Raw genomic sequence first — 14,444 nt, 5'->3', positions numbered from 1 at the left:
ATTCGTCTCGGGTGCGGCCGGCGCGATGCCGCTGCACCGGTGCATTGCACGACGTCTGTCAGGAGAGGGCGTCCGCGCTATGCGCAGACGCAGACGGCATTTGTCACAGATTGTGTCAGTCTAGGCAGTACCTCGTCCTTTAGCGGAGACCTGCGACGATGACCTTGGCGACAAAGCTCTTCCAAGCGCCAGCGTTCCTGGCGGCGCCATTCGTCATTCCACTGCGGTTCGACCAAACGAACAAGCTGTTGCTCCTGCCTTTCCCGGAAAGATTGACGCGCAGCAATTTCGATCTTGCCGACTCGGCGCTCGCAACGTTCGTGGCGCGCAGAGGCCCAGCCGACACGATCGTCGATTTCAGCGATGCTTGCGAGGAGGTGGACACTACCGTGATCCTCGCCCGCGCCTATGCGCCGTGGCCGGCCGATCACAAGCGTCGTGTGTTCATCGTTTCGAGCGACGTCATGGCAGGCCTGTTTCGCATGTATGGCATGCATCACGCGGCTGCCGGCTTCGATGTGCCACCGATCGTCCGCTCCCTGGAGGACGCGCTGTCGCTCCTGGGAGCGACGGATGCGACGTTCGATCCCGTTATCTACGACTGAACCTGTCGGTCACTCCTCAAGCCGGCTGTAAGCGTGGCCGGGCGCGCGACGGCAACGGCGGGAAGGCAAGCGCGATGCCGGCGGCCCCCAGGCCGATTCCGAACGAGGCAATGTAGAGCCAGCCATAACTTGCGAAGGTGTCGAAGATCCAGCCGCCGACGATCGGTCCGAGCGCCATGCCGAGACTCGAGATCATGGCGACGGCGCCGAACACCGTGCCCATGATGCGCATCGGGAAGTACTCACGGGCGATCACCGCATAGAGTGGCATCACTCCGCCATAGGCCATGCCGAACACGATCGCGACCGCATAGAATTCACCGAGCTCGCGGACGAAGAAGTAGGTCCCGGCGCCCAGCGCCTGGATCAGGAGTCCCACGACCACCACCGGCTTGGCCCCAAACCTGTCGCCGGCAAGGCCGAACAGCAGGCGCCCGCCCAGGCCGGCCAGGCCTTCGACGCTGTAGATCGTGACGGCGGCCATGCCCGGCAGTCCGCAGGCGATCGCGTAGCTCACCGTATGGAAGATCGGGCCGGAATGTGTCGCACAGCAGCAAAAGAAGGTGAGCGCAAGCACGATGAACTGCGGGGAGCGCAGGGCTTGCCGCACGGTCATGCCCGAATCGCCCGTACCGGCGGGCCCCCTGGCGTTCAACACCTCCGGCGCGCGGCGTACCAGGAAGGCGGTCGGCACCAGCAGCAGCCAGGCAGCGATCGCGATCGTGAGCTGGGCCGTGCGCCAATCATAGGTCGAGATCAACCAGCGCGCGAACGGGGAGATCGTCATCGGCGCCACGCCCATGCCGGCCGACACGAGCGATACCGCGAGACTGCGGCGCTTCTCGAACCATCCCGTAACGGTCGCGATCATGGGCGCGAACACGGCCCCCGCCGCGACGCCCACGATCACGCCATAGACGAGTTGGAACTCGAGCAGGCTTTCGGCGCGACTCGCCATCGCGAGACCCAGCCCCAGCAGGAGCGCGCCCGACAGGACGACGATCCGCGGGCCAAAGCGGTCGGTCAGCGCCCCCCAGCCGAAGGCCGCAACGCCCATCGTCAGGAAGTCGAGGGTCATGGCGCTCGATATGCCGGTGCGTGACCAGCCGGTCGCATCCGACATCGGCTGCAGGAAGACCGCGAGCGAGAACATCGCACCGATCGCAACACAGCCCATCAGCGCGCCGGCCGCTACCACCACCCATCCGTAAGACCGTTCCATGCTGCGTCTCCGTATGCACGGAAGAACACATAACCTATCGGTTAACTATTGGCAACGCTCCCCGCCCACCCGCCTTCGGCCATGGCAACCGCAGGGCCTGTCCGCCGTTGAGGTATCCGAGCTTCACAGGAGACCCCGATGAGGAAAATTACCGTCGTGGCGCTTGTCCTCTGCGGCCTTACCGCCGCCTGTTCGGTCCGATCCGAGCGAACCGTGGTCGAGCATCCCCAACCGGCACCTGCCGCCGTCGTCGCTACACCGCCGCCAAGCACGACCGTGGTCGTGCCGTCCAATTGACGCCTGCCTCGCGTCCTTGACGCACGCGTCACGGCGCCGGCTCGACCTTGAGCTCGGTGCCGTGGACAGCCGCCACGCGCACCTTGGCGCCGGCCGCCATGTCGGGGCCGGTCACGATCCAGCTTCCATCGCCGAGTGTGAGCCGGCCGCGGCCGTTCAGGATGGGCTGATCCAGCACGAAGACGTGCCCCACCATCGCCTTGCCGCGCTCATTGAGGGAAGCTTCCCCGTTGCGGCCTTGCAGGCGGCGTAGTGATCGTCGAAGCAGCAAGGCCGAAGCCACGGCGACGATCGCGAAGACGAAGAGCTGGAACTCGAGGGCGACGCCCGGCCCGACGAGCAGCAGGATGCCGACCACTGCCGCGCCGATCGCCAGGAAGAGGAACACCACGCCGGGCAGCATCATCTCGAAGACGAGCAGGACCGCCGCCAGCGCCCACCAGTACCAAAATACGATCGTCATTCGCCTAGCCCGATGCGGGCACCGAGCCTCGCGGCCGGCTCGCCCCGTCCGCCGCCGCGCGCGCCTGCGCTTCCTTGGCAAGCTCGCCGATGCCCGCGATCGACGCCATGACTCCCGCCGCCTCGACCGGCAGGAAGAACATCTTGGCGTTGTTCGACGAGCCCATCTTGGCCAGCGCCTCGATATACTTGGTGCCGAGGAAGTAGTTGATCGCTTGCGTGCCGTTGCCGGCGATCGCCTGCGCGACCACGGCGGTCGCCTTCGCCTCGGCTTCGGCCTGCCGTTCGCGTGCCTCGGCCGCGCGGAATGCTGCCTCGCGCTTGCCCTCGGCGATCAGAATCGCCGACTGCTTCTCGCCCTGGGCACGCTGGATGCTCGATTCGCGAACGCCCTCGGCCTCGAGGATGGTGGCGCGCTTCTCGCGCTCGGCTTTCATCTGGCGACCCATCGCCACCACGATGTCCTCCGGCGGTGCGATGTCCTTGAGCTCGATGCGCAGAACCTTGACACCCCAGGGATTAGTGGCCTGGTCGATCACCGCAAGCAGGGTGTTGTTGATTTCGTTGCGCTTGGACAGCACCTCGTCGAGCGCCATGTTGCCCATCACGCTTCGAATGTTGGTAAGCGCCAGATTGGTGATGGCGAAATGGAGGTTCTGCACCTCGTAGGCCGCCCGTGCCGCGTCGATCACCTGGTAGAAGGCGACGGCGTCGACCTGGACCGTGGCGTTGTCCTTGGTGATGACCTTCTGCGCCGGGATCTCGAGCACGTTTTCCTGCATATTCATCTTGCGGCCCACCGTGTCGATGAACGGCACGATGAGGTGCAGGCCGGGCGCCAGAGTGCGCGTGTACTTGCCGAAGCGCTCGATGGTCCAGTTGAAGCCCTGGTTCACCGTCTTCACACCTGCGAAGACCAGGACGATGGCGACGACGACCAGCGCCACGACAAAAATCAGCGCGCCCATTTCTGCCTCCCCCAATCTGCGGGGACCCTAGCGCAGCGCGTGCCGGCACGCTATCGCGCATCGGCGGGCTGCTGGGCCGCAAGGTGCAGACCTGGGCTTGCTAGGGGCCGCCTTTCGCCGCTGCCGACGGCGCACTGCGCTGGTCGGTGGCCAGCCAGCGGTCGAGAAAACCGTCGATCCAGCGATCGAGCGGCGGATCGTAAAGTGTATGCATGGAAAGATGGACGCCGCGCTGCTGTGCGCCGGGCATTTTCAGGCGCTCGGCGGCCTTCATGGTCCAGATCTCCTTCATCTCGAGCGTGACCTCGGGGTGGAACTGAAAACCGAAGGCATTGGGTCCGAACCGGAAACCCTGCACCGGATAGCGCTCGTTGGTGGCCAGCAGCTCGCAGGAGTCGGGCAAACTCATGCCCTCGCGATGCCACTGATAGACTTTCATCGGCGCCTTGATCCAGTTGCGGCCCGCTTCGGTCGGCTCGATGTCGACATAGCCGATCTCGACCAGACCATGCGGATGCGGCGACACACGTCCGCCGGCCGCGCGGGTCAGGAGCTGGGCGCCAAGGCAGAGGCCAAGATAAGGCACGCCGGCTTCGACCACCTTCGGGATCCAGTCGAGCTCGCACTTGATGCCGGCGAGCGTGCCACAATCGTTGGCGGACATCGGGCCGCCGAAGATCACGACGCCGGCATAGTCCGACATGTCGTCGGGCAACTCGCAGCCGAGATTGGGGCAAAGACGGTGAAGCGAATATCCACGCCTCGCGAGGAGGGCGCCGACCCGGCCGGGCCGCGAATGCTCCTGGTGCACGACGATGGCAATCTTTTTGGGCTTTTCAGCCGGGACCGTCATGGATTTGCAAAGTACGCTCGGCTTGTGGCAACGACAAGGCCGACAGACGGCAAAGGGACGAAATGGCGCGCCAACTCGACTTCTACTTCGACTGTTCCAGCCCCTGGACCTATCTCGCATTCCATGCCGTCCAGCCACTTGCGGCCGAGATCGGCGCTGAAATCGCCTGGAAACCGGTCCTGGTCGGCGGCGTGTTCAATGCCGTGAACCAGACCGTGTACGACAATCGGGCGAAGCCCAACCCGCTGAAACAGGCCTACATGCTCAAGGACCTCGCCGACTGGGCGCGGCTTTATGGGCTCTCGATCGTGTTTCCGCCCAAGGTCTTTCCCGTCAACAGCGTGAAGTGCATGCGCGGCGCGTTCGTCGCCCTCGACGAGGGCAGGCTCGTGCCCTTCGCAAGCGCCGCCTTCGAGGCCTACTGGGGCGATGACCGGGATCTGTCCAAGGAGGATGTGCTCGCCGATATCGCGGCGCGCGCCGGGCTTGAACGCCAGCGCTTCTTCGCCGGCATCGAGACGGATGCCTGCAAGGCGAGACTGCGCGCCAACACCGACGAGCTGATCAGCCGCGGTGGCTTCGGCAGCCCGACGATGTTCGTCGGCACTTCGATGTTCTTCGGCAACGACCGGCTGCCGCTCGTCAGGGCAGCGCTGGCAGCGGCATGAGCGGCAACGACGACCCGCAATTCTGGGAGAAAGCGCGCGCCCATCTCGTGCGCTATGGCGGCGCGTTCTCGCCGCTGATCGCCGAACGCGCGGCAGGCAACTGGTTCACCGATGCCGACGGCCGGCGCATCCTCGATTTCACGTCGGGCCAGATGAGCGCCATCCTCGGGCATAGCCATCCCGAGATCGTGGCGACCGCACGATGCTACATGGGCGAACTCGACCATCTCTATTCGTCCATCCTGTCACGCCCTGTCGTCGATCTCGCGGCCCTGCTTGCGCATGTCGCGCCGGGCAGGCTTGACCGCGTGCTGCTGGTCTCGACCGGCGGCGAATCGAATGAGGCCGCGCTGCGCATGGCGAGGCTCGTGACGGGAAAGCACGAAGTGGTCGCGATGAGCCGCTCCTGGCACGGTGTCACAGGCGGGGCCGCGTCGGCGACCTATTCCTCCGGTCGACGAGGCTACGGCCCGTCCGTGCCGGGATCGTTCATCCTGCCGGCTCCTGACGCCTATCGTTCCCGCTTCATCGACGGAAACGGCGCCTATGACTGGCAGGCCGAGCTCGCCTTCGGCTTCGAGCTGATCGATCGCCAGTCGACCGGCGCGCTGGCCGGCTGCATCGTCGAGCCGATCCTGAGCTCGGGTGGCGTGCTCGAGCCTCCCGAAGGGTATATCGCGGCGCTGGCCCGCGAATGTCGCGCCCGCGGGCTGCAGCTCGTCTTCGATGAGGCGCAGACTGGGCTTGGCCGCACCGGTACGTTGTTCGCCTGTGAACATGACGGCGTCGTGCCCGATTATCTCACCTTGTCCAAGACACTGGGCGCCGGCCTGCCACTGGCGGCGATGCTGACCACGCCCGAGATCGAGGACGTGGCGGCCGAGCGCGGATATCTCTTCTACACCACGCATGCCTCCGATCCCCTGCCGGCGGCGGTCGGTATCAAGGTGATCGAGATCATCCTCCGCGATCGTCTCACCGAGCGCGCGGCGCGACTCGGCGAACGTCTCAAAGCCGGGCTCCGCGCGCTGCAGCAGCGCTACGAATGCATCGGCGATGTGCGCGGTCGAGGCCTTCTGCTCGGCCTCGACCTTGTGAAGGATCGCCGCACCAAGGCTCCGGATCCCGACCTTGCGCAGGGCGTGGCCCGGCATTGTCTTGAACTCGGCATGATGACCAGCGTCGTCCGGGGCGGGTTCGGCATCTTCCGTATTGCCCCGCCGCTCACTATCGAACCGGCGGAAATCGATCTCGGGCTCGAGATTTTCGACAAGGCCTTGGGTAAGGCCTTGCATTGAAATCACTTTCCTGCGGGCGGCGGGGCCTGTGCGGTATTTGCGTTTGAAACGGTCTGCTAACTGTTGTACCCGCTGACCTCTTTCCGGCCAACGTGTTGGGAGTCTGTGAATGATAAGAAGAGTCAAACAGGCGGCACTTCTGGTGGCAGGGGGCCTGGCGCTGGGCGGCTGCGTGCTCGGCCCCAACACCGCAGCTCCGGCGAAGAAGCCGCCGGCGCCGGATTATCAGGCGGCGTTGAACACCCCGAGCCCGCCCGCCGCCAAGATTCGCGCGATCTGCTACAACGACGCCGATCTGGCAATTATTCGCGCGCGCATGCTGCAGCAGGAACTGACGGTGGCCACCCTGCAATGCCAGACTCCGTCCGGGGCCCGCGCCTTCGATGGCACGTACGGCACGTTCGTCAGGAAGTTCGGTCCGGAGCTCAGCGCCAACGCCCATGCCTTGACCGAGCTCTCGCGCCGCAAGCGATTCAATGTCGACGTCCTCGTCACCGAATTCGCCAACCGCACCGCCCAGCGCGCGCCGGTGGACAAGGAATTCTGCTCGCGCAGCCTGCGCGCGCTCGAATGGGCGGTCGACGGCAAGGTCAGCTCGCTCAGTCAGGCGCCGCCGCCTTACGATCTCGGACCGGAGATGAATATCCATCCCTGCCCACCGAAGTAGTCGCGGCAAATGAGGAAGGCGGCTCCGAGGGCCGTCTTTTCTCCTTGCGGCGTCGGATGCGCCTCAGCCTCCATGGCGCAGCAACCGGCCCGAATACCTGTTGGTCGGTTTGCCATCCCGCATCGTGATCTCACCGTTCACCAGAATATAGCGGTATCCTTCTGAGCGCTGGATGCGACGCCACTCGCCGCCCGGCAGATCGTACGCGATCTCGTCTGCCAGCACCGCCAACCCGTCGAAGTCGTAGGCAATGATATCGGCCGGCGCTCCCTTCTTCAGGACGCCGCGGCCGCGGAAGCCCGCGACCTCGGCCGGCAACGCCGACAGGCGCCAGTGCGCCTCCTCGAGACTGAGCATGCCGTGCTCACGGACGACCTTGCACAACGTCTCGGTGGGATAGCGCCCGGCGGTCAGGAACTTGGTGTGTGCGCCGCCATCGCTGACGCCGAACAGCACATAGGGATCGTCGACCAGCTCCTTCAGGTATTCGATCTTGCCGTTGGGCGGGGCGGCGAAGAACTCGGTCTTGAGGTCCTCCTCGACCGCCATGTCGAGCATGACGTCGACCGGATGCTTGCCCATCTTCTCGCCCGCATGGGCGAGCGTGTAGTCGAGCCACTGTCTGTTCTTGTCGAGCCTCGGCCCGACAATCGCGATCTGCGGCAGCGGACCGGTCGCCGTGATCGGCAGGTTCGCCCGCAGAGCCGGCCGACGTGCCGGATCGGCAAGCTTGGCGAGCCGCTCCGACCGCGTTCCGGTGGTCGCCTCGCACCAGACCTGTTGGTCGTCGAACAGGTTCCACTCCTCGAAGGTGAAGGTGAAGCCCGCATCGGTCGTGAGCCCCTGTCCCACGACCCGGATGCCGCGCTCACGGCAGCTTCTCAGCCAGGCGAGCACGTGACGGTGGATGTGCGGCCGATCGTCGAAGGCCTGGACGACGTTCATGATCACCGGCCTGCCGCTCAGCGTTGCCACCTCCTCGTAGAAGGCACGGTCGCGCGCATTGTCACCCGACACGAGGAGCATCTGGACAAAGCCGTCGTTGCGCTCGGCCAGCACCCTCGCGAACTCGCGGCACGTGTCATCGTGCATCACGTCGGTCGGCATCGGCGAGCCGTCATAGTCGCGCTGCACGGCGGCGGGGCCCGTCGGCAGCATGCGCTGGGCCGACCAGCCGCAGGCGCCGGCATCCATCGCCTCGTGCAGCAGCCGGCGCAGCTCCGCATGCTGCTCCTTCGTCGGCCGCTTGCCGGCCTTGGCCGCGTCGAAGCCCATCACCCAGATGAGCAACGGCGAGACCGGCACGTAGGGCAGGATATTGATCGCCTTGGGAGCGCGGTCGACGGCGTCGAGGAACTCGGGAAAGGTCACCCAGTCCCACGGCATGCCGGTTTTCATCGAAGCCATCGGGATCGCCTCGACACGCGTCATCGACATCATGGCCCGCTCGCGTTCCGCCGGCCGGACCGGAGCGAAGCCGAAGCCGCAGTTGCCGATCACCACCGAGGTGATGCCGTGCCACGATGAGAGCGTGCAGTAGGGGTCCCAGAAGAGCTGGGCATCGTAATGCGTATGCAGATCGACGAAGCCCGGCGCCACGATCAGGCCGTCCGCATCGATGGTCTCGTCGGCCTCGTCGGCGCCGATCCTGCCGATTGCCGCGATAATGCCGTCCTTGATCCCGACGTCGGCGCGAAAGCGCGGCAGGCGGCTGCCGTCGACGATCATGCCGCCCCGGATCACGCGATCGAAGCGCGCCATGCTTCCTCCTGTTTTCCGAGAAGCGTGAGCGCGCCCCTGCAGGCTGTCAACGCGAGCCCGGTCCGCTAAGCTCGCAGGATGGAAACTCGTTCGGTCCGCACTGAAGCCCTCGAAATCGCCTATGAGGCGCATGGCCCGGCGAACGGATCTCCGGTCATCCTCCTGCACGGCTTTCCTTACGATCCGCGCTGCTTCGACGAAGTGGCGCCGCCTCTCGCCCGCGACGGGTGTCATGTGCTTGTGCCTTTTCTTCGCGGCTACGGCCCGACGCGGTTCCTGTCCGACCAGATTCCGCGTTCGGGCGAGCAGGCAGCGCTGGGCAACGACCTATTGCAGTTCATGGACGCGCTGAAGATCGACCGCGCAGTGCTTGCGGGCTACGACTGGGGCGGCCGCGCCGCCTGCATCGTCTCCGCCCTCTGGCCCGAACGCGCGCGTGGCCTGGTGAGCTGCACCGGCTACAACATCCAGAACATCGCCGCGTCGGCGAAGCCGGCGGCAGCGGTCCAGGAGCATCGCTTCTGGTACCAGTACTACTTCCACACCGAACGCGGCCGTGCCGGACTCGCCCAGAACCGACGCGACATCTGCAAGCTCCTGTGGAAACTCTGGTCCCCGCATTGGCAGTTCGACGCCGCGACCTTCGAGAAGAGCGCCGTGTCGTTCGACAATCCCGATTTCGTGGACGTGGTGATCCAGTCCTACCGCCATCGCTATGGCTACGCGCCGGGCGACCCGGCCGTCACCGGCATCGAGGCGAGGCTTGCAGCGCAGCCGATCATTCCAGTTCCAACCATCAACCTCCATGGCGAAGCGGATGGCGTTGCCCCCGTGCCCAAGGTCGATACTCAGGCGAAGATGTTCACCGGCGGCTACGAGCGCAGGCTGATCCCACGCGTCGGCCACAACGTGCCGCAGGAAGCGCCGGCCGAGACGGTGGCGGCGATCCGCGACGTGCTGCGGGGAAGCTGATCGCCGTCACTTTCGGCTTCGGCTCCGTGGCAATGGCTCGCGCGAGGCGACCTTGCGCCCAGGCTTTGTCCGCTTGCGCTTCGCCGCGACCCGCCGCGCCGCCTCCAGCGCCACTCGTGCCCACCTGACGAGCTCTTCGGGTTCATCGAACAGTCGGTCCGGTGCGCGCCAGAAGGACAGGTCTATACTGCGGCCCCGGCTTTGGTAGTTGAGGGGTGGAAACGACGCCGCTTCCGCGAACGCCGCCCGATTTCGGTCATCTACCCGGAAATAGAGGGTGTCGTCCGCCAGCATCCCGAGCATCAGCCCGTCGCAGAACACGCCGGCCTTCCCGAACATGCGTCGAATCGTGATGTGGCCAAGCGGCGCGAGCTGCTCGCGCAGGAACTCGGCAAAGCTGTCGCCGGCGACCATCCTCCCTCCGAAGCGACACTACTCCAGCGTCTCGAGCAGGCGCGTGCAAAGATAGGTCCGCGGCACCAGCGAGGAGTAGTAGATCTGCTCGTAGGCCGCATGGGCGCCCTTGCCGTCGGCGCCGAGGCCGTCGAGCGTCGGGATGCCGAGCGCGGCGGTGAAATTGCCGTCGCTGCCGCCGCCGGTCAGCGGCACGTCCCGCAGCTCCTTGCCGATTTCGCGGTAGATCGTCTGCGCCTTCTGGAACAGCGCCGCGATTCCGGCATCCTTCCGATAGGGTGGACGGTTGATGCCGCCCTCGACCGAGACCTCGACATCCTTTCCGATCGGCTCGAGATTCAGGAACCAGTGCGTCATCTCCTCGGCGAGCTCGGTTGTGGGCACACGCAGATCGATCTCGGCCGTGCACTGGGCCGAAATCACGTTGACGCCGGTGCCGCCGTTGACCAGCCCGACATTGCAGGTGACGCCGCGCGCGTAGTCGGTCTTGCCTTCGATGCGCAGCACCTGGCGCGCCATCTCGAGGATGGCGCTGCGTCCGTCTTCGTGCTTGGCGCCGGCGTGGGCGGCGCGTCCCTTCACTGTCATAACGAACCGGCCGACGCCCTTGCGCGAGGTGACGACGCGATCGCCATCCCGGCCCGGTTCCATCACCAGCGCGTATCTGTGGCCGCGCGCCGCGGCCTCGATGCGCGCCCGCGAGGTCGGACTGCCCACCTCTTCCTCGGGAATGAACATGAAGGTGACCGGCAACTTGGTCTTCTTGCCCTGGCGGATCAGGTGGCGCAGTGCGTAGTAGGCGATGTAGCCGCCCGCCTTCATGTCATAGATGCCGGGTCCAAAGACACTGTCGCCCTCGCGGCGGATTTTGAGGTCCTTCTCGATCATGCCGATCGGATGGACGGTATCGAGATGGGCCAGCACCAGGATGCCGCTGCCCTCGCCCCACGGCGTCCTGCACTCCAGGATGTCACCGAAGCCGTTGACGCCCGCGGTGCGCTCGATGCTCAGCCCGAGATCGCGGAACTGTCCCTCGACATGGTCGACCACCCTGTTGACCGACTTGGCATCGTGGCTCGGACTCTCGATCGAGACCCATTCGACGATGCCGGCCAGCACCTCCTCGGCATCGATCCCCGGTTCGTTCTTCCTTCTTTCCGCTACCATGACGCTGGTTCTCCCATTCTGCCCGCGGTGTCCGGCGATAGCGCAAGCGGCGTTGCTGCTCGGCGCTGGCCGCGCATATGTTCACAATCTTGCCAAAGATGTCCTGGGGCCGGCATAGCTGGCCATGCGGCCTTACACAAATGTTGAGCTGACCGCACTTGCCGCCGCTTTCGCTCTGCACTTCCAGGTAATATAGTCGAATAGGCGAAGAGGACGGGCTCCTCCACAATCAGCAGCAGCACTGTGCTGTTGTGCAAAGCATTGAGTACTCCGCTGGTGGCGTAAGGGTGCCGCAAGGTTGCGCTCGGTAGCGTTGCCTTGCCGGGGGATTGTGCCTTGCTAGAAATTCAACGTCGCCTCGCCGCAATACTTGCCGCCGACGTCGTCGGATATACCCGCTTGATGGAGGCGCATGAAGAGCAAACGCACCTGCGTCTCATGCAGATGCGCACGGCGATACTCGACCCGGGTGTAATGGCGAGGCATGGCCAGATCGTCAAGAACACCGGCGACGGCTTCCTGGCAATCTTCGAAAGCGCGCACGAAGCAACACGATGCGCCCTGGAACTGCAGCAGGCCATTGCAAACCACACCGTCGGCGAACCCGTCGACCAGCGAATCAGCTTCCGCATGGCGCTGAATGCGGCCGATGTCATTGTCGAGCACAACGACATCTACGGGGACGGCGTCAATGTCGCCGCGCGCCTCCAGTCCTATGCCACAGCTGGCGGCGTGGTCGTGTCGGGGGCCATTGCCGAGCAGGTAGCACCGGACATCGGCGTCAATATGATCGATCTGGGCGATCTGCATCTTCGCAATCTTGGTCGCCCTACCAGAGTCTTCGCGTTGAACGCCCCGATGGCACCGGCGAAGCTTGTCGGCGACGTCAGTACCGGCTCGGAGCCTCGGCCATCGCTCGCAGTGCTGCCGTTTCGGATGCACTTGAACAGTCCCGACGAAGCCTACTTCGTCGATGGCATGGTGGACGATATCATTCGTGGCCTTGCCGCACTCAAGGAACTCTTCGTCGTTTCCCGCGGCTCAACTCTCGGTTACGGTGGCGCGAACATCGACGTACGAGCGATCGGGGACCAGCTGGGCGTTCGCTACGTCCTGTACGGCGGCGTCCGTCGATCCGGACGCACTCTCCGCATCAGCACCGAACTGAGCGACACGGAAACCGGCAATGTCATTCGCGGCGACTACTATGACGGCGAGCTGGACGACCTCTTTGCCCTCCAGGATCGCATCGCAACAAACGTGGTGAAAGCGATTGCGCCGCAGGTTCGCGAACGCGAGCTCATGCGCGCAATGCGCAAGCATCCGCAGAATATGACGGCCTACGATCTCGTACTGCAGGCGCTCGACCTGCTTTACCGCATGGACTACGACTCCTTTTCGCGAGCCCGCGGACTGCTTGAACAGGCCATCTCACACGATCCGAATTATACGCCGGCCTATTCCTACATCGCTTTCTGGTACGTTTTTCGCGTCGGCGAGATCGGATCGCCCGATCCCCGAGCGGACGCGCTGGCAGGCGCCAAGTACGCGGCCGAAGCGATTGAACGGGGCGCCAACGATGCACTGGCCCTGGCGGTGCATGGCCATGCGCAAGCCTTCCTGCTGCACGAATTCGACAAGGCTGCCGCTACTCTGGAGCGCGCCATCGAGGCGGGACCCAGTCTGGCGATGGCCTGGACGATGGGCAGTGCCACTTCCGGCTTTCTGGGCGATGGCCCGACCGCCGTGCGCCGGGGCGAACAGGGCGTCCGGCTTTCGCCGCTGGATGCACTCTCGTTCTGGCACGAGGGTCTTCTTGCCCAAGCCCACTACATCAACGGCGGCTACGAGCAAGCGCTGAACTGGGCGCGCAGCGCAATGGCGCGGAACGAACTGATCCGCTTCAACTCGCGCACGCTTGTCGCCACGCTCATGGCCCTCGATCACCGCGAGGAAGCGGCAATTGCGGCACGGCACCTGCTGCGGATCCAGCCGACCTTCCGTCTTGGACCTTACGCCAAGGTCTGTCCTTTCCGGGGCACCACACTCGACACCTGGCTGGCCCGCTTGCGCTCCGCCGGACTACCGGACTGATGTCGAAAAAGGTGCACGGGGCGGTGTTTGCATCGGGAAGGAGAACTCGACATGACTGGCAACACGGGGAATACGGGCAACACCGGCAATACCGGTAACACGGGAAATGCCGGCCTTTCCGGCGAATTCGGCGGCGGATGGTTCATCTCCGATCGGGCCGACCTGCCGTTCGTCACCAGGTTGGATCCGACCAACACCAAGGAGCTTGGACAGCTGCGCCGGGCTGCGCCTGTCGACGGCTTTGGAGATCGTCACTGGACGGCGAAGTGGTACGCATGGTCCATCCTGCACGAGCTGGCGCCGACCGGCTGGGCGGCCGCAGCCGAACCCAGTCTCACGGCCATCAAGAATGCGCTCGTGGCAAACTTCGATGGCGACCTGAACAATCTTGTCCTGGCGGCACGGGACGAAAGACCCGATGCGATGGGAGCCATCCTGTCGCAGGACGTCGAGTTCATTTCCGACTACATGGCGCTGCTGACAATAACGCCGGGTTCACACCCGAGAACGTACCGGGTCCTCCATATCGCCAGCCAGATCGGATCGTTCGGCGCGCTGTACTTCAAGGCCCTTTACGACGTCACAAGGCCTTCGCAGCTATGTCCGGCGCTGCTGCCTCCGGTTCCCGTTCCGGGCCATTCGTCGTTTCCGAGCGGGCACTCGACACAGGCGCACCTTATGCAGCTTTGCATAGAGGAGGTGTTGTCACAGTCCACTGTGCCGGCCGGCGACCAGAGCGTCATCAACGACGACCTCAGCGTCCTCGCCGACGAGGTGGCGCGGAACCGGGAAATCGCCGGCTTGCACTATCCCAGCGATTCGGCCGGCGGAAAGGATCTTGCCGGTTCGCTGTTGACCGCACTCAAGAACTGCCCGCCGCTTCTTCCTCCTGGCGCATCAGCCAACCGCTTCAACAACACTATTCGTGATGCAGCGGGTGAATGGTCATGACAAGGAAACCCGAGAAACGGGCAGTCAAGCCCAGGAGCTTGTCAC

Annotated in this window: 15 protein-coding genes; 8 read left to right on the top strand and 7 right to left on the bottom strand. The window is 64.8% G+C overall.

Going from position 1 to position 14,444, the window contains the following annotated elements; genetic code table 11:
- Nucleotides 1-158: 158 nt before the first annotated feature.
- Nucleotides 159-605 carry a hypothetical protein gene (locus VH499_RS11085; RefSeq protein WP_332052791.1) on the top strand — a complete coding sequence of 149 codons (447 nt, stop codon included), beginning with the start codon at nt 159-161 and terminating at the stop codon, nt 603-605.
- Between the two features lie 16 nt (nt 606-621).
- On the opposite strand, the gene VH499_RS11080 is transcribed toward VH499_RS11085, so the two are convergent.
- Entirely contained in the window at nt 622-1,827 is a 1,206-nt protein-coding gene (locus VH499_RS11080; RefSeq protein WP_332052790.1) for an MFS transporter, read from the bottom strand.
- Between the two features lie 138 nt (nt 1,828-1,965).
- On the opposite strand from VH499_RS11080, the gene VH499_RS11075 reads away from it, so the two are divergent.
- Nucleotides 1,966-2,124, top strand: a complete 159-nt coding sequence (locus tag VH499_RS11075) for a hypothetical protein (protein WP_332052789.1) — start codon at nt 1,966-1,968, stop codon at nt 2,122-2,124.
- Between the two features lie 28 nt (nt 2,125-2,152).
- On the opposite strand, the gene VH499_RS11070 is transcribed toward VH499_RS11075, so the two are convergent.
- The 3 genes from VH499_RS11070 to VH499_RS11060 form a co-directional block, all read right to left on the bottom strand.
- Nucleotides 2,153-2,587, bottom strand: a complete 435-nt coding sequence (locus VH499_RS11070; RefSeq protein WP_332052788.1) for an NfeD family protein — start codon at nt 2,585-2,587, stop codon at nt 2,153-2,155.
- Nucleotides 2,588-2,591: 4 nt separating this feature from the next.
- Nucleotides 2,592-3,554, bottom strand: a complete 963-nt coding sequence (locus VH499_RS11065) for an SPFH domain-containing protein (protein ID WP_332052787.1) — start codon at nt 3,552-3,554, stop codon at nt 2,592-2,594.
- 100 nt (nt 3,555-3,654) lie between these two features.
- Nucleotides 3,655-4,407 (bottom strand): glutamine amidotransferase-related protein, encoded by a 753-nt coding sequence (locus VH499_RS11060; protein WP_332052786.1) that lies wholly within the window; start codon nt 4,405-4,407, stop codon nt 3,655-3,657.
- A 62-nt stretch (nt 4,408-4,469) separates the two neighbouring features.
- On the opposite strand from VH499_RS11060, the gene VH499_RS11055 reads away from it, so the two are divergent.
- The 3 genes from VH499_RS11055 to VH499_RS11045 all read left to right on the top strand — a co-directional run bounded on the left by VH499_RS11055 (nt 4,470) and on the right by VH499_RS11045 (nt 7,040).
- On the top strand, nt 4,470-5,075 hold the full coding sequence (locus VH499_RS11055; protein ID WP_332052785.1) for a 2-hydroxychromene-2-carboxylate isomerase: 606 nt from the start codon (nt 4,470-4,472) through the stop codon (nt 5,073-5,075).
- On the top strand, nt 5,072-6,373 hold the full coding sequence (locus VH499_RS11050) for an aspartate aminotransferase family protein (protein WP_332052784.1): 1,302 nt from the start codon (nt 5,072-5,074) through the stop codon (nt 6,371-6,373). The genes VH499_RS11055 and VH499_RS11050 overlap by 4 nt, the downstream gene beginning before the upstream one ends.
- Before the next feature lie 109 nt (nt 6,374-6,482).
- Complete coding sequence (locus VH499_RS11045) at nt 6,483-7,040, top strand: hypothetical protein (protein ID WP_332052783.1); 558 nt, start codon at nt 6,483-6,485, stop codon at nt 7,038-7,040.
- Nucleotides 7,041-7,103: 63 nt separating this feature from the next.
- On the opposite strand, the gene VH499_RS11040 is transcribed toward VH499_RS11045, so the two are convergent.
- Nucleotides 7,104-8,801 carry an N-acyl-D-amino-acid deacylase family protein gene (locus VH499_RS11040; protein ID WP_332052782.1) on the bottom strand — a complete coding sequence of 566 codons (1,698 nt, stop codon included), beginning with the start codon at nt 8,799-8,801 and terminating at the stop codon, nt 7,104-7,106.
- A 78-nt stretch (nt 8,802-8,879) separates the two neighbouring features.
- On the opposite strand from VH499_RS11040, the gene VH499_RS11035 reads away from it, so the two are divergent.
- Nucleotides 8,880-9,773, top strand: coding sequence for an alpha/beta hydrolase (locus tag VH499_RS11035; protein ID WP_332052781.1), 894 nt, complete (start codon nt 8,880-8,882; stop codon nt 9,771-9,773).
- 6 nt (nt 9,774-9,779) lie between these two features.
- On the opposite strand, the gene VH499_RS11030 is transcribed toward VH499_RS11035, so the two are convergent.
- Complete coding sequence (locus VH499_RS11030) at nt 9,780-10,187, bottom strand: TfoX/Sxy family protein (protein ID WP_332052780.1); 408 nt, start codon at nt 10,185-10,187, stop codon at nt 9,780-9,782.
- An 18-nt stretch (nt 10,188-10,205) separates the two neighbouring features.
- Nucleotides 10,206-11,354: a M20 family metallopeptidase gene (locus VH499_RS11025; protein ID WP_332052779.1), complete on the bottom strand. Its 1,149-nt coding sequence runs from the start codon at nt 11,352-11,354 to the stop codon at nt 10,206-10,208.
- A gap of 318 nt (nt 11,355-11,672) precedes the next feature.
- On the opposite strand from VH499_RS11025, the gene VH499_RS11020 reads away from it, so the two are divergent.
- Both VH499_RS11020 and VH499_RS11015 read left to right on the top strand, forming a co-directional pair.
- Nucleotides 11,673-13,448 carry an adenylate/guanylate cyclase domain-containing protein gene (locus tag VH499_RS11020; protein WP_332052778.1) on the top strand — a complete coding sequence of 592 codons (1,776 nt, stop codon included), beginning with the start codon at nt 11,673-11,675 and terminating at the stop codon, nt 13,446-13,448.
- Between the two features lie 51 nt (nt 13,449-13,499).
- Nucleotides 13,500-14,399 carry a hypothetical protein gene (locus VH499_RS11015; RefSeq protein WP_332052777.1) on the top strand — a complete coding sequence of 300 codons (900 nt, stop codon included), beginning with the start codon at nt 13,500-13,502 and terminating at the stop codon, nt 14,397-14,399.
- Nucleotides 14,400-14,444: the final 45 nt, after the last annotated feature.

This window comes from Reyranella sp. (assembly GCF_036558665.1).
Lineage (GTDB): Bacteria > Pseudomonadota > Alphaproteobacteria > Reyranellales > Reyranellaceae > Reyranella.
Note: the sequence above shows the minus strand (reverse complement) of the source record. Positions and strands in the feature narration are given on the sequence as shown.